Source organism: Halomonas sp. AOP7-B1-5 (genome assembly GCF_052353045.1).
GTDB lineage: Bacteria > Pseudomonadota > Gammaproteobacteria > Pseudomonadales > Halomonadaceae > Vreelandella > Vreelandella colorata.
This window is the reverse complement of the sequence record NZ_JBQTDC010000009.1, coordinates 87,610-108,290: the sequence shown is the minus strand read 5'-3', so window position 1 is coordinate 108,290 and position 20,681 is coordinate 87,610. Positions and strand designations below refer to the sequence as shown.

Sequence of the window (20,681 nt, the reverse complement as noted above, 5' to 3'; positions counted from 1 at the left end):
CTGAGACGATCGCGCAGCCCCATTGAGTTTTGCAGCCGCCTGCAGAATTGAGGTGGCTTATAGCGCCGATGACGATGAAGTTCCCGTTTTCGTCCATTACCTCACTGGGTGGGTAAAGGGGGCCTTGCGTCGTTAGGCTCAACTGGTAGGTCTGTGTTTGCATATTAACCCTCCTGCGAGTAGGTCGGGACATATAGACCCGACCTACTTCATTCAAAAACTTCATTCCGCGACAGTAATCGAGGAAGGTTGTTGGAATTCACTAAGGAATACCTTGGCAGTGTCTCTCGCTAAGGCAGCCTCACGCTCAGAGATGATCCAGTCAGGGTACACAGTGAATGAGATTGAAGATCTGGTACGCACATCTCCACCCTGGATGGTATCGATTTCCACAGAGAATTTTTTTCGCCGTTCGTTGATGTCTTTCGAAACTATCCGATAATCAATATGCGAGTAGACCGGGAATACGAATCCCTTAAACTCTGTTGTCATGGAGTTAATGACAAAATAAACACTTTCCTCAGTATCATTTTTGAAGAAGGTTTCAGTCACTGCCAGGAAGGCTTGGCGCGATGCTTCTATCAACACCATGCCCTGAACATGCTGTCCTGTCTGGTGATCCCCCATCAGCTCAGAATTTTCGTCAATGCAGAGATCCATTCGGAAACGGTTCTCGTCCAGCTGATGAGGGGTACCTATTAGCGTGTTGTGTGGAAATCTCTTGTGAGATAGACAAGGCTGGGCTGGGCGAGGACGAAATGCGAGTGCAGTGGCATCCCAGCGATGAGGTGAAATGCGGTGAGCATTGATCTTGGTGGTTAGTTCTTCTATGTCGTTATCTGAGAGACCCAGTCCCGGTATCAGCTTTAATGTTCCCGGAAGAATGTGCTCGGGAATCTCGAGCATAGCGTTGAGTTGACTAACTGTAATGGCCTTCTTGTCGGCGGTAAAGTCGACAAACTTGTCTGAAACAAGAATCAAAGTTTCGCAGGTCATGTAAACCTCCTAAAAGCTTTTCATATTCCATTAGGCTGCCAAGTGTGGTAGCGCCCGATAGGTTTTAGTGTAAAGCCCCTCTGAACCACCAGTGATATATTGATCGCCAGCCTGCTGGACGATTTCAAGATAGCGATCCGAGGCAAAAACCGCGTTGTAGCTTTCGGGGTTCGCTGAGAAACCTGAGACAAACATCACACCGGGCTGTCCGCTGATCACAGAGTGATACGCTAGGAAGGCTTGAACATCGTCTGCATTACGCACTACATCGAAGATCGTCTCTTCGCGCCACTGACGGTATTCGTCCATCGCCTCTGGCTTGACCTCAACATGTCTTAATTGAATGTAGGGGGTTGTTGGAAGAAGTGTGGCGATATCTTTGGGTGCTTCAATAAAATCCAGCAGCTCTCGGCGTACGTCTCCGACAAGATACTCTGAGAATTTCTGAGCAATCGACATAGTTGTGGCAGTCAAAGCCGTGAGTTCATTATCTCCTAATTTGGTAGCGAGTGCGTCTGCCTGACCGGATTTTACGAAATACCGAGAAATCAAAAGGGTTTGAGAAGGCATAGGTTTCTCCATGGCGAATCGTTGCAGTTAGATAAAGCTCTCAACGAGAATGGAATGTTTAAACTCGCCAATTCCGTCGGAGTGCCATGGAAAGATTGCGACTTTTAGAAAGGTCAGTCTTTAACAAATTTTCTTAATTAGTTTTTCAAAAATGGAAAATATTGATGACCAACATCCTTATGCTGGCTAAATCTATGGGGAGGAGAATTTGAATGGTAAGCAGATACGTCGCTTATCCACTGAGCCGTTCATGATGTCGAGCCACCAAATCTGTGAGAAAGTCAGCAAGTGCTCTGACACGCCGCGATCTTGCAAGGTCTGTTTGGATAACTAGATAGATTGGCTGGTCGACCCCAATGTCTGAGTCGATGCAGATTAGTCCCCTATCGCGTGCAATGAAGTGAGGCAGCACGGCAAGCCCAAGCCCCGCCTTAGTTGCGGATACTTGTGTAGCAAGTGAAGTCGTGGTCAGGGCTGGTTTGCGTCCTCGTAGAATCCGCTCTACCCATTGAGCGCCAGGAAGATGTGTCTGCATCTCCCCCCAAGTGATAAAGGTATCCGTATCGTAGTCACCCTGATCAGGGTTTAATTCTCGGCGTGACTCGTAGTCCGGGCTGCAATAAAGGCCGTACCCTAAGGTACCCAGACGGCGCAGAGTGACATTGCCCCTTTCGGGTCGAACCATCCGTACCGCAAGATCGGCATCTCTTCGATGCAAATTAATGGTCGAGATATCAGTCACAACTTCCACTAAAAGCTCTGGATATTCCGCTCGAAATGCCGGGAGTGCTGGCAGTATTAACTCCGTAGCCAGATTTTCGGCTGTGGCTAGCCGCACTTGACCACTTATCTGCGCTTGAGTGTCCGCGCCCGATGAGAAAGCCTGTGCAGCCGCTTCCATTACTTCAGCCTTCTCTACGAGATCGGCGCCATCCTCAGTTAACTGGTAGCCCGATTGCTGACGTATAAAAAGAGGAAGTTTCAGGGCAGTTTCGAGCCGCTCGATTCTACGTGAGAGTGTCGCTATGCCAATGTTGAGTTCCAAAGCAGCCGCACTCAGCGTTCCGCAGCGCGCTACGGCAAGAAATGCCCGAGTATCGTCCCAAACCAGTCCTCGGGGCATGCTATTTCCGATAATGGAAATCTCTTTGTCAATATCTTGCATTTTTTCCATTTTTTGATCCTGTCAAGCTGTAACCTCCATGATTAAGGAGGTCGTTATGAAAAAGCGAACGCTTGGAAAAGACTTCACCGTTTCGGCAATTGGTTTGGGCTGCATGGGTATGAGCGAGTTCTATGGGCCTCGAGATGATAGTGAGTCTTTGCGGGTTTTGGAGCGAGCTGTAGAGCTTGGGGTCGACTTTTTTGATACAGCAGATATGTATGGGCCGCATCATAACGAAGAGCTGATTGGAAAGTTCCTTTCACGTAGCAAGTCTCAAATTCGAATTGCAAGCAAGTTCGGCATTGTGCGCGACCCAGGGGAGTACAAACGGACTTTGGATAATAGCGCTGACTATGCGCGCCAGTCTTGTGAAGCCTCGCTTCGTCGGCTCGGTGTGGAACAAATTGACCTTTACTATATTCATCGCATCAATCCTGAAGAACCGATCGAAGAGACCATTGGTGGGCTGGAGCGACTTGTCCAATCTGGGAAAATTGCTCGTATAGGCTTATGTGAAGTCAGCGCTGAAACTCTGCGTCGTGCTCATGCAGTACATCCTATCACTGCAGTGCAAACTGAATATTCTCTTTGGTCGCGCGAAGTAGAGAGAGCCGTGTTGCCGACCTGTCGTGATCTAGGTATTGGCTTCGTTCCTTATTCTCCGCTTGGCCGCGGATTCCTAACTGGCCGGTTTCAAAACACCGCTGAACTCGACAATGATGATTTTCGCGCTAATTTACCTCGTTTTGCAAAGGAAGCGATTGGATCCAACCGGCGAATTGCCGACGTGATTGCTGAACTGGCAGAGCATAAGGGTTGCACACCTGCCCAGCTCTCGCTGGCTTGGCTATTGGCACAAGGGCAAGACATCGTGCCGATACCCGGCACCAAGCAACTGCACTATCTCGAAGAGAATGTCGCTGCAGCGAGCATCACGCTCAGTGTGGACGAGCAGCGGCAACTCGAAAAGGCCACGGCATCGTTGCCTGTAATAGGCGAACGCTACACCTCAGAAGGCATGAAAGGAGTGAACGTATGAGTGTTCCGACTTCTAATCGACGTACCCAAGCGTTATCCCTCCTTGAGAGGCTTGAGCCTAGTGCACCTGAACGCGTTGCGCAAAATCTTGATGAGTTTCACGACGACGCAACTGAGATACTACTGGGTTTTGCTTTTACCGATGTAGTGGCTCGTGAAGGGATCTCGCTACATACGCGCGAAATGCTCACTATCGCTATGCTCGCAGCAATGGGTACGGCTCCGGGGCAGCTCGAGTTTCACATGCGAGCCGCGTTGAATACTGGGGTAACTCGTGAAGAGATTGTCGAAATCGTTCTGCAGGTGGCGGTCTATGCGGGTATCCCCGCGTCGATGAATGCTATTACAGCGGCGAAATCCGCCTTCACGTCCGTCTAACTTTTTTGAACAGAGAAAAGGAGGTTGGCATGTCTGCTCAAAAAACAACTTGGCAAGACTGGGTGGCTGTAACGGCTCTTGGCGTAGGTAGCTTCACTATTGTTACCACGGAGCTGGCGCCGATTGGTTTGCTCTCTAATATCGGTAGTTCTCTCGGAACGTCTACTTCGCAGACGGGCCTGATTGTTACTCTCTATGCATGGATAGCTGTTGCAGCTGCGCTTTTTTCTGCTGTCGTTCTTTCCCGCATGCCGCGGCGTCCACTTTTAGTTTGCCTGATGTTAATCCTTGCTCTGTCCAGTGGGGTTGCCGCCATGGCTGAAACATTCCCTGCGCTCATGGGCGCGCGAGTGATTGGTGCGTTAGCACATGGTGCCTTCTGGGCAATGATCGGTACTATCGGTGCTCAGATTGTGCCTCCCCATCGCGTAGGACTTGCCACATCCATCATCTTTGGAGGCGTATCGGCTGCCAGCGTGCTGGGCGTGCCGCTAGCGAATTTGTTGGGCTCTCTCAATGGTTGGCGTGCAGCTTTTACTGCTGTCGCGGTATTGTCATTTGGTGTCGCAGTCGTGTGTTTCGCCACACTGCCTAAGCTTCCTGGGAACGAAGGTTTCGGTGCCGCTGCCATGGGACGTGTTCTATCTAATCAGCGTTTTATGTGTATCTTTGCCGCCACTGCGCTTGTAGTTACCTCTCATTTCATGGCATTCACTTACATCGAGCCCTACCTTGTTAGGCAAAGCGAGATCACGCCATCAGTGATTGCGTATTTACTTCTGGCGTTTGGTGGTGCTGGATTGGCAGCAAATGTGGTGACCGCTAGCTTGATCGACCGCTGGCTCAAATCGGTTCTGATGGTTGCCCTTTGCCTCGCTTCGGCAGCTCTGTGGCTGTTGTCTATGTTATCGGATGTTATGGGCCTATGGGGCACGGTATTAATGCTTATTATTTGGGGTGGAGGCATCGGCGCTGTTTTGGTGGGATTCCAGACTTGGATTCTTAAGGAAGCTGGTGATGACGCTCTACCGGCCTCTGCAATTTATGTCGCCATTTTTAATGCGGCGATAGGACTTGGTGCAATGCTTGGAGCTATCGTGCTGTCGACATCTGGGCTTAATGAGATCTATCTATTCGCCGCTGTTGCGACAGCTCTGGGTACCGCTACTATTGCATTAATGTCTGGCCCAACGGTTGCAACCTCTCAAGCAGAATAGTTAAAGTCTAATTTATCAAAGCGGTGGGCCAGTTTTATTGGCCTGCCGATTTTTCTATCTTCTTTGCCCATTAGTCAACGTCAATTTATAGCTGGGTTCATAAGCGTGAAAGGCGGTTTAACCCTAAAATATTAAGCACGATTCAAAATAATTTTAAGGCCAGAGCCGTATGAAGATTACTATTCATTGTTAATTTTTATTAACCAGGAGCTTTCTACCATAAGGCATGATGCTGCTACTTTCCTAAGGCTTTCAACTTCCTCAGGCTTAAAAACAGTATCTTTATTACAAAGTAGTACAGAACCACCGGCAGAGTACAGCTGTTTAGCAACTATGTATTCATCATTGCTATATTTATCTTCCTTCGCTCTCCACGTCTTGTCCAAGAAAACTCGACGAGAGTTTATGTCAGGCAAGTAGTAGACTCTGTTAGTAGAGTCATTCATACCTAGTAAACCTGCCACATTAAAAGCTGCAACACCAGCCGTTGCTGGTATAATTAATATCAGAACGACTGAAAACAAAAATATTCCAAATGTTACGGCCTGAATTTTCTTTTTAAACTCATTATCGTTTGGAAGAAAATAAAAAAAAGCTGGTATAAAAGTTGCTAGCACGCCGGTGGTGATATAAAAAATAGATTTGTATGTATCATAATTGCTTCCATCCCAAGCACTTAATTGCAAAGTTGCTTTGGCCACAAATATTGTGTATAGAGAGGCGCACAGGACAAAGAAACCAGATAAAGCAGAAACGCCTAATCTCTCCAAATTTACCTTCATGGTATTATGGTGTTTTAGTTCATCTTTTTTTATGTGCTTTTTAATATATTTCCTTAGTGAAATATAGGCGAATGCAGAAATTAAAAGAAGCGATAGGCAAGAATAAAAGTTATCACCAATTTCTATTTTGAAGTAAATTGATAGCAGTAGAGAAAGGGAGATGATTATCACGAAAGATACAGAAGAAACTAAAAGGAAATTTTTGTACTTTTTTTCTTTTCCAGATGGAATGTAGGCTCTAAACATGTGGTTAGAGAGTATTAATATAAATGATGGGATGGAGAAAAGTACAAACGCTACCATGCCAAATATTGTCCCGAACGCTATAAGATATACAAAAGAATTGTTTTCCGTCAGGGAGGCAATAAAAAGATCGGTACGCCCAATTAAGTGAAAATAAAAATATATAAAGATAAGATGTAAAACCACACCTAGAAGAGCTGAGAATTGCACTATTCCGCTCAAGTCTATTTTGATTCTTCTCAGCTGGACTTCTTTACACATGCCCGGATTCCACGTTATTTAAATGTTAGGGTAAAACTTGTCTGTTTTAGGCCACAGTGGTTGCGATGAGGTGGTACTTGGCTAAATACGTAGCTTACACTATTTTCAGTCTCTAAATATAGTGGATGAGAGTATAAGGTTTAAGGAATAAGCTGCTCGTAGATCATGTCTCCTTCCTTTTTTTGTTCACAAATAGTTTTTTTGTTATGTCAGTTTAAAATCCATGTTATTAACCCTCCGTATACTATGCAAGTTCCCCAGGTCGAGTAGAGGATAGAAGCAGAATTAGTAGCGAATATAGTTGGTATGAGATGTATTATCATCCCAATAAGATTTGTTAGAACTGAGGTGGCAGCTCGAGTCCTTCCAATCATGTGTGCTATCGGCAGGTTGTAATTCCACAGTCGAGGATTCTTATTAAGCACAATAAAGTCTCAGCGAAAATAAGATTATTTGGCGGCGGCCTACATTTAAGGAAGTGGTTTAGGCAGGCAGACGCAACAACAAGAAAGGAAAGTTGTTGCGGCTTAATAGTCTGACTTTTTCAAACCCATACGTTTGCTCTTCGGAATGTGCCTTTGGCCCTATTAGCGTATCAGACAGAAGGAGCATAAGGCCATTCGGATGCATTAGTGGGCGGTGGAGGTTTATAAGAAGTGTATTTTAGTCACTATGAGTGATCAAAGTGAGAGTAAATTAAACCTTCTGCTGATACTGGCTAGCGCAATGACTCCCATGCTTTGGCGATAAAAAACACTGGCGAGGCATTGTTTGCGCTGCCCTATGAGGCAAATGAGGCCATTCGCCAACCCGCTATGTGCTTTACTATCAGCAACTGTTATTCACGGAGTAAACATCCATGGCCATAGGCGGCTTGATAGGATTATTGGATGACATTGCCGCATTGGCGAAGTTATCCGCCGCATCATTGGACGATGTGAGTGCCGCCGCTGGGCGTGCGACGGCGAAGGCGGCCGGGGTGGTGGTGGATGATACGGCGGTAACACCGCAATATTTGCAGGGTGTGGCAGCGGAGCGTGAACTGGCGATTGTGAAGAAAATCGCGCTGGGTTCGATCCGCAACAAGCTGATTTTTATCCTACCGGCAGCGCTGCTGTTGAACCACTTTTTGCCCGCGCTATTGCCGATCATCCTGATGGTGGGCGGCAGCTACCTAGCCTTTGAGGGCGCTGAGAAGGTCTGGCACAAGCTTTCTGGCAAGCATGACGACGACAAGCCTGCGGTAGAGAAGGGGCCTGAAGCCGAGAAAAAGATCGTGAGTGGTGCCGTTCGCACCGACCTGATTCTGTCCGCCGAAATCATGGTGATCGCGCTTTCTACTGTTTCCCATCAGGGATTCTGGTCGCAGATGGTGAGCCTGGTGGTGGTTGCGTTTGTCATCACTGTTCTGGTGTATGGCGTGGTGGCGATGTTGGTCAGGATGGATGATTTCGGGCTGAAGCTCGCCCAGCGGGACAGTTCGGGCATGCAGAAACTGGGCCGTGGTCTGGTCACGGCCATGCCCAAGGTGCTAGCGACCATCGCAGTGGTGGGTACCATCGCCATGCTCTGGGTGGGAGGACATATCCTGATGGCCAACCTGGGGGCGGATGGCACGGGTTGGTTCAACGCCCCCTATGAATGGGTACATCATATTGAGCATAGGATTAGCGAGGCCACCGGTGCCTTGGGCGGCTTGCTGGGCTGGAGTTTCAATACGTTGTGCTCAGCGGTGATAGGCTTTTTGGTGGGCTCGGTGGTGGTGGGTGTACTGCACTTCATCCCTATCAAGAAGGCACATTCGGCATAGGTGCGGCCGCGACTTCATTTGCTCGACAATCCGCGCAGCGCCGGGCGCAATCACATGACTGCTTAACAGGTCGTGAACAGGTTCCAATGGATCAATAAGCGACGCGCTTGCAGTTGTCTTGATACAGCGGGGCATCGGTGCCGAGCGCCAGTCGCTTGGTGTTGCTGTTGTAGTAGAAACGATCGGATTCGGCGCCTGCAAGCGCATAGTCGCCGCACACCCCATAGCCCTTGTTGACAGTCGCCAGATTGGAGATTTTGGCCGGTGCTTGGCTCTCAAGACGCTCCGAAATCATCTCGGCGATGTGGGCATCACGCTGGGCCTCGGAATAGGCCTGGCCACCGAATATCAGGCCCGCAACGACGAAAATGGCGACGACGGGAATCCAAAGGTTATGCATAGCGTGTCCAATGAGAGAATGTAGAAGCGTATGATTTCAGCAGAAAACTATGTAGCGGGATAATAACTTTTTGCGCGTCCAATTTCATTGATTGACGAGTGCTTGATTGACACATAGATCACTATTCAGAGTTGCCCCTGTGTCATGTCCCAGGCTGCCGGTCGACGACGAGAGAGGCGTTGCGAAGGTGTCAGACTCTCTTTCAAACTCGTGACTCGTCTCGTCACTTTTTCTTCATAAAATTGATAATTTGTGTACTGTGAGTACACAAAATCTAATTATCTCGAAGAGAATGTGGCGGCTTCTTTAGTTAAATGCTACTTTGTGAACTATGAGTACACATAAAGAAGAAAAATTAAAGAGCGTTCTTGGGGCTACGGCTAAAGGGTTCATGGTCGACTCTGCTTGGCTCGAACGCCACGGTGTCAGCCGTTTTCTTGCCCGTAAGTATGTCAACGGCGGCTGGTTGGAACGTGTCCATCGCGGCGTCTTTCGCCGCCCAGTATCAAGTTCGAGTGTGCCAGACACGCTTGACTGGAAGAACTGCCTTCTCTCGCTTCAGTACCTGATGGGCTACGAGGTTCATGTGGGTGGCATCACCGCCTTAAGCCAACAGGGCTATGACCACTATCTGCGGCTCGGTAGTAACGCCCCTGTCTGGGTTTACGGTGAAAGCATACCGAACTGGTTGACCCAACTGTCATTGAATGTACCCATAGAAGCCCGCAGCACATCGCTATTTTCCGACCCGGCGCTCGGCCTGAAAAAGATCAATACGGACGTAACCGACACGTTGCCTTGGGAATGGGAACTGAAGATGTCAGCGCCCGAAAGGGCGATTATGGAGGCCATGAATGAATTGCCTGACCATGAAAGCTTTCACAATCTCGATATGGTGTTCGAGAGCCTGACGACCCTGCGCCCGAGGACGATATCGGCACTGCTGCATAGCTGCAAGAAGATCAAAGTTAAGCGCCTGTTCTTTGTCTTTGCGGATCGCCACGGCCACCCTTGGCGCAAGCGCCTCGACCCAGCAGAGTTCAACCTCGGCAGCGGCGATCGCGCGTTGGTCAAGGGTGGAAAAATACACCCCCGGTACCGCATCGTGGTGCCCGAAGAATTTATAAGAAGGGAGAGCCACGATGGCCCGTGAAACCTATGAAGCCCAAGTCAGGCTGCTTGTGCGTATTCTTCCCCATGTCGCCAAGGAAGAGGTGTTTGCACTAAAGGGCGGTACGGCGATTAATCTGTTCTATCGTGACTTGCCTCGCCTGTCAGTCGATATTGACCTGACCTACTTGCCGATTAAAGACCGAAGTGAAAGCCTTCTTGAGATCAATGATGCGATGGGCCGCATTGCGGCTTCCATCGAACGTGGTATTGCAGGCGCAAAAACACAACGCATACAAGGCGGCGGCGGCGGTGCTACCCGGCTTCTTGTCCGCTTAGATGGTGTGGAGGTAAAGCTTGAGACGTCACCTGTCACACGCGGCGTTGTTCACGACCCTGAAATGCGCTACGTCTCCGAAACCGTTGAGGATGAATTTGGCTACGCGGAAATGCAGATAGTCTCGTTTGAAGACTTGTTTGGCGGCAAGTTGCATGCAGCCGTAGATCGCCAGCATCCGCGCGATCTTTTTGATGTGGAGCTGCTCTATGATAATGAAGGCCTGACAGACGACCTATTTCGCACTTTTCTTATCTATATCGCGAGTTCATCGCGCCCCGCACATGAGCTTCTGAACCCGAATCTGATCGATCTAGACCAGCCTTATGCTCGAGAATTCGAGGGCATGACCAAGACTTCATTCAGTCTTGAAAAGCTTGTAGGTACTCGCAAACGACTGATTGCGGATATTCAGTCCCGCTTTGATGAAAGCACCAGAAGATTCTTGTTGAGTCTGCACGATGGCACTCCCGACTTCGCTGCCATTGACCGCCTTCAGGCGGCTGATTTACCTGCCGTGCGCTGGAAACTAATCAATCTGGAAAAGCTAAAATACGAGAATGCGGACAAGCATGCTGAGCAGCGAGACAGACTTGAAGCGCTGCTAGAGTAGCGGATCGGGTTAAAGTGACAAAACAGGTGAGTAAGGCCACCGCCACACGGGACATGGCCGAGCTGGTAGCAAAATGTTGCCTATATAAGCTGGGTGGTGGCGGGCGCAGCACGCGTTATGCGGTGCTGTTTGGGTGAAAGGCCTCCCTTGTCTATTGTGCAGTGGCTAATCAACACTCTTGATACGTGGACCTTATACCTTACGCGCGGCTACCGACCAGCCGAATACCCATGCCGATAAACAGCGTGCCACTGACACGACTGAACGCCACTTTCCATCGCTGGCTTTGGAAGTGATGTCCTAGCCGCCGCAACGCTAGCGCGTAGCTTGAGTGTACGCCGATCACGATCAGCGCGATGGTGAGGTACATGAGGGCGAATTGGCGGGTCAAGCCTGTCGTGTGATCAAGGAACTGCGGCAGAAAGGCGGATAGAAACAGTAGGGTCTTGGGATTACTGATAGAGACTAGAAACGCTTCCAGCCATAGAGAGGGGCGCCTTGATGTCACATCGCTGACCACCGGGCTGGCCGCCGGGTTGTTCTTGAAAGAAGCCATCCATTGGGCCACACCAAGATAGATAAGATAGGCCGCTCCGACGATTTTCAATACCGTGAACGCCACCGGTAGCGTGCTCAATAACGTACCCACCCCCAAGGCCACCAGCAGGATAGTGATCAATTGAGCTAGAAGGTTGCCACTTAGCGCGATTACCGTACCGGTTGCGCCATACCGAAGCGTATTACGAATGACCAGGAGCACATTAGGGCCCGGTGAGAGGGTAATCAAAAGGTAGGCAATGAAAAACGTCAGCCAAACGTGCAGAGACATAGGGTGTTTTTTCCTGGCAGGGCTCGCGTTTATTCGGATTTCTTGATTCTGCGCTGGACTGTAACGCTTATGCAAACAAAGGCTCATCCTTAGCAGAAAACTGGCTGGCGCCAGTTGCCTCTAGCACGGCGGCAGTCTGTGTATTCGCCTTAAGTGACTAATAAGCTATGTTTCCATCCTATTATGAATTTTTCTAAACTTCCCATGAAATAAGACCATTTTTATTCATCTTTGTGCTCCTGTATAAAATCCCCAGTACTCTTCGTTATAGAGCCTGCCAGCTTCTCATGAATAAGGCTGTCAGGCTTAAAAGCTGTAAAGCCGCCCGGTTTTTAAATATTGGGCCGTTCCGCAGAAGCGAAGAACCGGTTCGATTTTTACTATTGGAGGCGAGATGATGAATAACGACGTCGCATTTACTATCCAGCGTATCGGCTTCGATGAGAATTATCGTCCGTCGGACAATACGCGTATTACCACCAACTTCGCCAATCTAGCCCGGGGCGAGAGGCGGCGAGAAAACCTGCGTAATACGCTGGACATGATCAATAACCGCTTCAATGCGCTGGTGCATTGGGACAACCCGGAAGGGCGTCGTTACAGCGTCGAGCTCGATATCGTCTCCGTGAATATGGCGGTGGGTGCTGACGGCCAGGGCCAGCCGTTTCAAATCATCGAGATACTCAAACCCCGCTTTGTGGATACGCAAACGGGTCGGCGTATTGAAGGCATCGTGGGTAACAACTTTTCCTCCTACGTGCGCGATTACGATTTCAGCGTGCGGCTAACCGAGCACAATAAGCACCAGTCGAGCTTCAGCATCCCGGACGATTTTGGCGTGCTGCACGGCAACCTGTTCAAGAGCTTCGTGAACTCCTCGGTTTACCAAGAGCATTTTGACAAGCCCCCGGTCATCTGCTTGAGCGTTTCCGATAACAAGGTTTATCACCGCACCGATAATCGGCATCCCGTATTGGGCGTTGAGTATCAGCCGAACGAGTCGTCGCTGACCGAGCAGTACTTCAAGAAGATGGGGCTTGAGGTTCGCTACTTTATGCCTGCCAACAGTGCTGCCCCGCTGGCGTTTTATTTTTCTGGGGATCTGCTCAACGATTACACCAATCTTGAGCTTGCCGGCACCATCAGCACCATGGAGTCTTTTCAGAAGATTTACCGGCCCGAGATCTACAACGCCAATGCGGCAGCGGGCAATGTCTATCAGCCCGATCTGAAGAACCCGGATCATTCGCTGACCCAAATCGTCTACGACCGAGAAGAACGTAGCCAGTTGGCCGCCGAGCAGGGGAAATTTGCTGAAGAGCATTTCATCAAACCCTATCAGGCGATGCTTGAGCAGTGGTCTTCCAACGGCTCGCTTTAACTAATCAAATGCACGGGATGATGACTCATGAGTAAACGCTTACCCACCTCGACGGCGGGCAGCCTGCCCAAACCTTCCTGGCTTGCCGAGCCCGAAACCCTTTGGTCGCCCTGGAAACTTGAAGACGAGGCGTTGATTGAAGGTAAACAAGATGCGCTGCGCGTGTCGCTGCAGGAACAGCAGCAGGCCGGTATCGATATCGTCAGCGACGGCGAGCAAACGCGTCAACATTTCGTGACAACCTTTATCGAGCATCTTAGCGGCGTCGATTTTGAAAAGCGCAAAACCGTGAGAATTCGTAACCGCTACGATGCGAGCGTGCCGACGGTCGTGGATGCGGTCAACCGCCATAAGCCGGTCTTCGTCGAGGACGCCAAGTTCCTGCGCCGCCAGACCGACAAGCCCATCAAGTGGGCGCTACCGGGTCCGATGACCATGATCGACACGCTGTATGACGATCACTATAAAAGTCGTGAGAAGCTGGCGTGGGAATTCGCTAAAGCGCTCAATCAGGAAGCCAAGGAGCTAGAGGCGGCGGGAGTCGATATCATTCAGTTCGACGAACCTGCGTTCAACGTATTCTTCGACGAGGTGAATGATTGGGGAATCGCCGCCTTGGAAAGAGCCATTGAAGGGCTCAAATGCGAAACGGCTGTCCATATCTGTTATGGCTACGGCATTAAAGCCAATACGGATTGGAAAAAAACGCTGGGATCGGAGTGGAGGCAATATGAAGAAGTCTTCCCCCGGCTGCAAAAATCCAACATCGATATTGTTTCGTTGGAGTGCCAGAACTCCCACGTGCCCATCGAGCTGGTCGAACTTCTGCGCGGCAAGAAGGTGATGCTGGGTGCCATCGACGTCGCCACCAACACCATCGAGACGCCGGAAGAGGTCGCCGCAACACTTAGAAAGGCACTTCAATTCGTTGATGCCGATAAGCTTTACCCGTGCACCAACTGTGGCATGGCGCCGCTGTCTCGCTCGGTGGCCAGAGGCAAGCTCAGTGCCTTGAGTGCCGGGACGGAGATCGTTCGAAAAGAGCTTTAATTCCAGCGCTTAGCGCTATAGTGCAATTCCCTTTGTGGTCTGATTTTAGCGGCTGTTAGCCTATGAGCCGAATATAACCCGTAATCGGCTCATAAATTGATTCGAATAGGTTCGGTAATCGGCTCATCTGGCAGCAGCTTGGTATGCCCTCGGATTGTCAGAAGAACATTTGAATGCGATGGTTTGGGAGAGGCCGTTCTCGGAGATGGAGTCGTTTATCAACGCAGAGACCTTCGCACTGTGATGTACTTCACGCCCCGTTATCCTGAAAGCGTTGGGAGCGTATAAGCGACAACGGCAAGGTGAATTTTGGCGAGGCTTGGCAATGACTTGCCGCCTTTTCTGTAGCAGCCCCTGTGCTGTCTTAGTGCACCTTGACGTGGGAACCATCAATGAATAGCCGTTCAACATCAGGGTCCTACACAAGCGCACGGAAGATAGGTTGTAGCTCGTCATTCATGAGCATTAGCCATGCCAGGCTGGCAGTTAAGTGGTGTCGAGACCTCTATTCTGCGAGCTTTCCCTATGCTGTCATAACGTAAACAGGACCTTGTTTACCAGTTTGTATCACGCCAAGGTGGTGATTAAAATGTGGCGTTGGGGGTTATGATGAAAAAGCCGAGGCAGAGTCGTGGTGGGTTGGCTTCTTCAGCCTATGGGGAGCGACTGGGGAATAAAACAAGCGAAAGTCGCATCTGACTCTAAACCCAGTTGCTAAAGAGAATAGGACGACGTTACTTCGACAAGTCGTAACGGCCTATAAAGTTTATTGATCTAGCTTATAGGCCGTAACCGTTAGTTATTCAGACTTAAAGTCTTTTTATTGCATTGTTGGAAATGAATTGTCCTTCATGGTTCCATCATTTAGATAATACAGTGAGTCTAACGGCTCACCACTTGCTGCTGGATACTACCAATTCCTTCGATCGTACTAACAATGCAGCTGCCCGGTTGCAGAAATTCTTGCGGCTTGCGTGCGTACCCCACACCGGAAGGCGTTCCAGTAAACACTAGGTCGCCGGGGTTAAGGGTGACGATCTTACTTAAAATGGCGAGAATATCCGCCACTGGAAAGATCATTTGATTGAGTGTGCCAGCTTGCTTCACAACGCCATCTACCTCGCAGGTAATGGCAGCCTCGCCCATATTGGCCAGCTCATTGGGCGTTACAATGTATGGCCCCACGGGGGCAAATCCAGCGCACGACTTGGCGAGACCAAACTGCGGAGCGTCACCGATAAATTGAAGTTGTCTGTCTGAGAAGTCCTGACCTACGGCAAAGCCAGCCACATACTCCATTGCGTTCTCTCGAGTCACGTTGGATGCTCGCTGGCCGATAATTGCCACGAGCTCCACTTCCCAATCTATATGGCTATCTTCCGGTACAGATACTGTGCCATTAGGGTTAGCAATACTGCTAGCCCACTTGGGAAAAACGGGCGGAAACTCATGGTTAATGCCAATGCCCGTTTCTTTTGAGTGCTCATCATAGTTAAGGCCAATCGCAAAGACCTGACTAGGCCGGGGCGAGACGGCCTCAAGTTCGGATTCATTCCACTCAAACGTAATGCTTGGGGTATGCGAAGCAGCCCACTGACTGAAGGCCTCCCACTGAGTAAACAGATCCGGCATAGTGGGACCAAACTGGCCGTTACTTTCATCAGCGATATTACACGCTAAGTGTTGATCAAGAATAAGACAGGCATTGCCTTGAATATTAGCAACTTTCATTGAAGTCCTCGTCAATAGATATTATCGGCCACGTGAAATGACCATGGTTACAGGGAGACGCCGAAGCGCCCTCGAGAGATTTGGAAGCCCACGTTAGGCGCCGCCTGACGCAGGGGAGTGTAGTCACCAGCCAGTGTGTCGATGATTTGTTCAGTCAAAACTTCAGCACTCTCTTCCTCTGGCGTCACGAGACAGCCATCGAAGTGTTTATCCTGCCCCGTAGGTGAAAGTTGAAGTGTGGGAATGAACCGGTGAGGCTGATATGGGTAGTTAGTGGGCACTGTGATCAAGCAACGGCAGCCGGTTGCTCCCAGGCCAGTCGCTATTTCAAGCCAATCCGATGTACTGCAATCCATTACCTGCAGCCCTGCATGGGTCGACTGCTGAGAATAAGCCAGTGTGGGCCGAGCATGATAGATAGCTAGCCTGTCACAAAAAGCCGCCTCTTTAAGCAACGGGTCGTTCGCCGCCAGCACCACGCCCACCCCTTTCGAGAGGAGCCGATGCGTGAGATCCGCCAACCGTTGTAAAGCGTCATGGCCTATGCCGGGGCTGGTCGTTAGGCCAACATGGAGAGGCAATTGCGGCCATTCAGTCGATGGGGACGGCTTAGAGATGGACTTTTCAACATGCTGGCTAACAGCCGAAATGCCCCCTTCAAGCTGAATACTCGCCCAGTCAAACTGGCCAGGAGCAATGCCACGATCATTAAGCGCCGACTGAAAGTAGTCGTTGTGTGTTTTCTCACAGCCATGCTCAAGGAAGACGCAACGCTTGACGAGCGGATGAGTGGCGTAGCCAATCATCGTATCCCGAAAGATCTCTTCAGACTGACCGCCTGATACGCCGCACCCCTCTGTGTGGGGTAAGGCGATAGCCTTCTCCCGAGTTGGTTGATGACCGCCTTGGTTGATATGGGCTGCGATCTGTTCGGCGACTTGCCCAGAGCAAAGGCTGGTCGGTAGCACCAATGAGCACATGGGAGCCCCTTTGGAACGCGTGCGCACCAGAGTATCGTCCCGATCAGCAACCAGCAGTGGTACACCGCTAAATCGTTGTTCTGACTCCGTAACGGTCGGTATCAGTTGAGTCGCATTGGGGAAGAAGGCATTACGCCAGATTTGAGTTTGGTACTGTCCTGTATGTTCTCCTTTCGAGCGGATCCCCGATGCTGTCTCAAGAAGTAGTTGGCGTAGGCGTTCACTGGCGAGTTCCAGGCTCTCTCCTTCAAGCACTTGCCCCGCGTCGAAATCCATATCCGATTCAAGCAACTGAAAGCGTTCGTGGGTGGTCACGATTTTAAGCGTGGGCACAAAGGGAAAATTGGTAATGGAGCCGTTCCCCGTCGTGAACAGTACCAAGTTAGCGCCTGCTGCCACTTGGCCAGCAATACTCTCCAGGTCATTACCTGGGCTATCCATAAAGTAGTAACCTGGGCGTCGCATTGGTTGTGCGTAATCAATCACATAATCGAGATACGTCTGAGGATCCTTTTTGCGCGCTGCACCAATTGATTTCAGCGTAATGTTATACAGGCCTCGATAAATATTACCGCCTGACACATTCCCTTCCGCTGTGTGTCCATGAGCGGTGGCATAGTCTTTAAAACGCTGTTGAACCGTTAAAAAGCGCTCAAAGGTTTTCCTGCTCGCGGTTTTTTGTAGGACATACTGCTCCGCCCCGATCAACTCATCCGTTTCGGCAAGGTTGGCACTTCCTCCTCGCCGGATTAACTCATGGACGGCTTTGCCCAATACTTGATTAGCTGTTACACCTGAAAACGCATCAGAGCCCCCACACTGCAGCCCCAGTTTTAGGCCGGAAACAGGAGCAGGCTGTCGCTCAAACGACGCCACCTGAGGAATCAGCAGCTCGCACTCACTGACAAGAGAGTCGAAGAAGCCATCATCATCTGCCATCTGATAGCTAACCCGATATTCAGCCTCGGGCAAGGCAAGATGAGAGAGCTGTTCCGCAATTTCATCATTGGTTAACCAAGAGCCATGCTCGTTGACCAGAATGGCGGCACCACTGTTTGGATTGGTTGCAAACCCTGCCAGCGTACGCAGCAGCAGGTCACGATTATTAGGTACATCCAGGCCACCACCCTCGGTGTGAACCACGGGAACCACACCATCGAAGTTACCGTATGCAGGCCACTTCGCCTGGAGACGCTCTGCTGCCTCCAGCACCGCACTACGAGACCGTGAAGTTGCCCCAATAATCACCAGATAGTTGCGTGTTCCCCAACCGCGGCTTTCGCCGCGATAGAAACCTTGGAACGTCAAACCATCCACGATATCAGCAACGTTATTGCCAAAGCTGGGGGCTTCGGGAAGTGTGCGTTCGACAATAGTGTCCTTATCCTCGAAATTGACCTTAAGCTGTTCGTCGTAATCCTCCGGCTGACGCGCCCTTAAGACCTCACGCATCTTGGCATTGCAGAGATAATCACCGAATGCAATATCCTCGATGGCGGTGCCAAATGAGAGGCCCCAAGACAGTAGCGCCTCGCCCTTCAGGATGGGGCTGATACAAATTCGGTGGCCTTGGGGCACCGGGTATTTGAGAGTAACCGTGTTGTCGTCAAGCTCTAGAGTCTCTCCTGCCTCTAGTCGTCTCGTGGCGATACCCGCGTTATCGCCTTCGGCAGGGAGTAAATATTGCAGTGCCATAAGCTTACCTCGTAGTCTTAAAGCCGACGTTCATGACTGTTGTTCGATGACGGCAGGCGTACCATTGAGTTCTGGATCATCGTATTCATTCAGTGGATCAATTCCCCGACGTAACTGCCATCGATGAACCAGAACCGTTAACAGGGGGGTCAGTATGGCAGTGGTCACAACGGCCCCAGCAATCTGCGCTGTCGCCACCTCCATGATCGCCTGGTAAGCCGGGTCGGCCGCCGCCACGACGGCAGGTGTTGCCACGGCGTTGCCAGCCGTCGAGGATTCTGCAATGCCCGAGATTAAGTTACGTTGTTTTGGTGGGCGCCGACGCAGCACCTGAACCACCCATAGAAACAGCATGGCGCAACCACCCGAGATCGTTACCACTAAAGCACCTAGCAGTACTCCAGAGGAACCAGCCTCGATCAGTGTGCGGAAATCAATCCCGGTGCCCAGGGGAAAGGCAAAGAAAGGAATTAGCAGTTGCTCTCCCTGCTTAAGGAAACTTCTCAGTTTTAAATCGAGGTTTCCCAATACAAAACCAATCAAAATAGGAGTGATGACGGCGACAACCGCCAGTAGTGGTATTTGTGCTAAGCCTGCGGCGCCTAATACGACCAATGTAAGAAATGGACCGTCATTGATCGCGATAACAGCGATAGAGCCGCGGTCAGTCTTGTTGCCAAACTCTGTGGTAAGCGCAAGAAACAGTCCACCATTAGAGTTTGTCATTGCCGCAATAATAGCTAATGGCGTCAGCCCCAATAGCATGCCACCTGGGATCAGAAAACCTACCGAAAGTCCAATAATCACGCCAGCAAAGAGCTTGCCCAGCATGATAGCGCCGCCTTTTTCGGCAACAGCACCAGTGGCCTTAATGGGTAGTTGAGCCCCCATACACACTAGGAACACCCCAATAACGGCCATAGCGCCATCGCGGAACAGCGCCTGTGTAAAGCCACCAATTTCTAATATCCCAGGGGCAAACGTGTTGACGAATGCTCCCAAAAGTAGAGGGATGACCATTAGGCCACCGGGTACTTTTTCAATCGTATCTAGTATTCTCATTGTTGTTATCTCCTTCAAGGAAGTGAGTGTTGGCGTTAATGGAACATCGAATCATTCAAGGAAAATGAGTCCTTTTGTCATTGTTTTGGCGGCAATCATAAGGTCAGGCGAGTAATTGGGATCAATCACTTCAAGCACACCGAAGGCTGTACTTTCATAGTGTTTTGTCAGGATTCGGACGGCATTAAAGCGATCACCGGTTTCGCACGCATGCTGTAGATCTGAGTGGTCTGACATGCCTTTATTCCAGTTGCGATCTGAGTCGCCCAGATATAAGCGTCGGTAGCGCTCGGAATGGTCAAAGTAGTGCTGTATCTGTTGATCGATACGAGCACCGGTGCCCAGCACCAGCTGAAGATGGAACTCTCTATGTACTTTTGACCAATTTTCAACGTCATGAACCTTTTCGAACTCTCGCATATCAAGAAGACGCTGCCGCGAAGTTTCAAGAAATGCCTGATCCATTTTGGTGATATTGGTATGTAGCGCTAATGACTCCAGAAGGATGCGTGTTGCATAAAGGGAATCGAGATCTTTAGGAGTCAACTCTGACACCGTGACGCGACGATTAAAATTAACAGTGGCTAATCCTTCATGCTCCAGCAGGCGTACTGCTTCCCGCAATGGCGTTCGGCTAATGCCGAACTCACGCGCCAACTGCACTTGGCTAAACGAATCGGACGCTTTTAATTGATTAGTCAGTATCGCTTCACGCAGTCGCTCTCTAGCGTATTCCACCAACTGCTTGGGTTCTTCGGTATACATTCTATTAATTCTCTCAAAAGAATAACTGCATACAGGCTACATGCTTTAAGGCTTAAATAACCTATAATATGCCCATTTTTAGACTAATGTAGAATAATTTTTTATTTTCTGTATGCAGTATTGCGAGCCATCATGACTGATGCCGCGATATCACATAAAGTAGATAGAGCCGCATCAAAGCGGGATCTAGCAGAACTGCTGGAAAAAGCTGCCTTTACAAATTGTCCGACGGAGGAAGCAGCATGCGTGTTCGGTGATGAGGGTTTGA

At 50.0% G+C, this 20,681-nt stretch carries 18 protein-coding genes; 8 read left to right on the top strand and 10 right to left on the bottom strand.

Annotation, left to right across the window (positions count from 1 at the left end; all coding sequences use genetic code 11):
- Positions 1–222: 222 nt before the first annotated feature.
- The 3 genes from ACT3XD_RS07170 to ACT3XD_RS07160 form a co-directional block, all read right to left on the bottom strand.
- Positions 223–996, bottom strand: coding sequence for an AfsA-related hotdog domain-containing protein (locus tag ACT3XD_RS07170; RefSeq protein ID WP_192539880.1), 774 nt, complete (start codon positions 994–996; stop codon positions 223–225).
- 30 nt (positions 997–1,026) lie between these two features.
- Positions 1,027–1,566, bottom strand: a complete 540-nt coding sequence (locus ACT3XD_RS07165) for a hypothetical protein (RefSeq protein ID WP_192539879.1) — start codon at positions 1,564–1,566, stop codon at positions 1,027–1,029.
- A gap of 232 nt (positions 1,567–1,798) precedes the next feature.
- On the bottom strand, positions 1,799–2,740 hold the full coding sequence (locus ACT3XD_RS07160) for a LysR family transcriptional regulator (protein ID WP_192539878.1): 942 nt from the start codon (positions 2,738–2,740) through the stop codon (positions 1,799–1,801).
- A 46-nt stretch (positions 2,741–2,786) separates the two neighbouring features.
- Between ACT3XD_RS07160 and ACT3XD_RS07155 the strand changes: the two genes are divergently transcribed.
- Genes ACT3XD_RS07155 through ACT3XD_RS07145 form a run of 3 tightly spaced genes read left to right on the top strand, consistent with a single transcriptional unit; the run spans position 2,787 to position 5,364 of the window.
- Entirely contained in the window at positions 2,787–3,770 is a 984-nt protein-coding gene (locus ACT3XD_RS07155; RefSeq protein WP_192539877.1) for an aldo/keto reductase, read from the top strand.
- Positions 3,767–4,147, top strand: a complete 381-nt coding sequence (locus ACT3XD_RS07150; RefSeq protein ID WP_192539876.1) for a carboxymuconolactone decarboxylase family protein — start codon at positions 3,767–3,769, stop codon at positions 4,145–4,147. Before ACT3XD_RS07155 ends, ACT3XD_RS07150 begins: the two co-directional genes overlap by 4 nt.
- A 29-nt stretch (positions 4,148–4,176) precedes the next feature.
- A complete protein-coding gene (locus ACT3XD_RS07145) occupies positions 4,177–5,364 on the top strand; it encodes an MFS transporter (protein WP_192539875.1) in 1,188 nt (395 codons plus the stop codon).
- A 179-nt stretch (positions 5,365–5,543) separates the two neighbouring features.
- On the opposite strand, the gene ACT3XD_RS07140 is transcribed toward ACT3XD_RS07145, so the two are convergent.
- Entirely contained in the window at positions 5,544–6,650 is a 1,107-nt protein-coding gene (locus ACT3XD_RS07140; protein ID WP_444280550.1) for a hypothetical protein, read from the bottom strand.
- 859 nt (positions 6,651–7,509) lie between these two features.
- On the opposite strand from ACT3XD_RS07140, the gene ACT3XD_RS07135 reads away from it, so the two are divergent.
- Positions 7,510–8,460, top strand: coding sequence for a DUF808 domain-containing protein (locus ACT3XD_RS07135; RefSeq protein ID WP_192537605.1), 951 nt, complete (start codon positions 7,510–7,512; stop codon positions 8,458–8,460).
- 91 nt (positions 8,461–8,551) lie between these two features.
- Here ACT3XD_RS07135 and ACT3XD_RS07130 read toward each other — a convergent pair whose 3' ends face one another.
- On the bottom strand, positions 8,552–8,860 hold the full coding sequence (locus ACT3XD_RS07130) for a hypothetical protein (RefSeq protein WP_018917985.1): 309 nt from the start codon (positions 8,858–8,860) through the stop codon (positions 8,552–8,554).
- A 331-nt stretch (positions 8,861–9,191) separates the two neighbouring features.
- Here ACT3XD_RS07130 and ACT3XD_RS07125 point away from each other — a divergent pair, with 331 nt between their 5' ends.
- Together ACT3XD_RS07125 and ACT3XD_RS07120 are read left to right on the top strand one after the other, a co-directional pair.
- Positions 9,192–10,013 (top strand): type IV toxin-antitoxin system AbiEi family antitoxin, encoded by an 822-nt coding sequence (locus tag ACT3XD_RS07125; RefSeq protein WP_192537604.1) that lies wholly within the window; start codon positions 9,192–9,194, stop codon positions 10,011–10,013.
- Entirely contained in the window at positions 10,003–10,920 is a 918-nt protein-coding gene (locus ACT3XD_RS07120) for a nucleotidyl transferase AbiEii/AbiGii toxin family protein (protein WP_192537603.1), read from the top strand. Before ACT3XD_RS07125 ends, ACT3XD_RS07120 begins: the two co-directional genes overlap by 11 nt.
- Positions 10,921–11,119: 199 nt before the next feature.
- On the opposite strand, the gene ACT3XD_RS07115 is transcribed toward ACT3XD_RS07120, so the two are convergent.
- Entirely contained in the window at positions 11,120–11,749 is a 630-nt protein-coding gene (locus ACT3XD_RS07115; protein ID WP_192537602.1) for a LysE family translocator, read from the bottom strand.
- 397 nt (positions 11,750–12,146) lie between these two features.
- Here ACT3XD_RS07115 and ACT3XD_RS07110 point away from each other — a divergent pair, with 397 nt between their 5' ends.
- A complete protein-coding gene (locus ACT3XD_RS07110) occupies positions 12,147–13,130 on the top strand; it encodes a DUF1852 domain-containing protein (protein ID WP_192537615.1) in 984 nt (327 codons plus the stop codon).
- Between the two features lie 27 nt (positions 13,131–13,157).
- Positions 13,158–14,180, top strand: a complete 1,023-nt coding sequence (locus ACT3XD_RS07105) for a methionine synthase (protein WP_192537601.1) — start codon at positions 13,158–13,160, stop codon at positions 14,178–14,180.
- A gap of 882 nt (positions 14,181–15,062) precedes the next feature.
- Here ACT3XD_RS07105 and ACT3XD_RS07100 read toward each other — a convergent pair.
- From ACT3XD_RS07100 to ACT3XD_RS07085, 4 genes are read right to left on the bottom strand one after another with little or no spacing between them, the layout of a single operon-like run.
- Entirely contained in the window at positions 15,063–15,911 is an 849-nt protein-coding gene (locus ACT3XD_RS07100; protein ID WP_192537600.1) for a fumarylacetoacetate hydrolase family protein, read from the bottom strand.
- Positions 15,912–15,958: 47 nt separating this feature from the next.
- A complete protein-coding gene (locus ACT3XD_RS07095) occupies positions 15,959–18,586 on the bottom strand; it encodes a UxaA family hydrolase (protein WP_192537599.1) in 2,628 nt (875 codons plus the stop codon).
- 30 nt (positions 18,587–18,616) lie between these two features.
- Positions 18,617–19,648, bottom strand: a complete 1,032-nt coding sequence (locus ACT3XD_RS07090) for a 2-keto-3-deoxygluconate permease (protein ID WP_192537598.1) — start codon at positions 19,646–19,648, stop codon at positions 18,617–18,619.
- Positions 19,649–19,699: 51 nt separating this feature from the next.
- Positions 19,700–20,413 (bottom strand): GntR family transcriptional regulator, encoded by a 714-nt coding sequence (locus ACT3XD_RS07085; RefSeq protein ID WP_192537597.1) that lies wholly within the window; start codon positions 20,411–20,413, stop codon positions 19,700–19,702.
- Between the last annotated feature and the right edge of the window lie 268 nt (positions 20,414–20,681).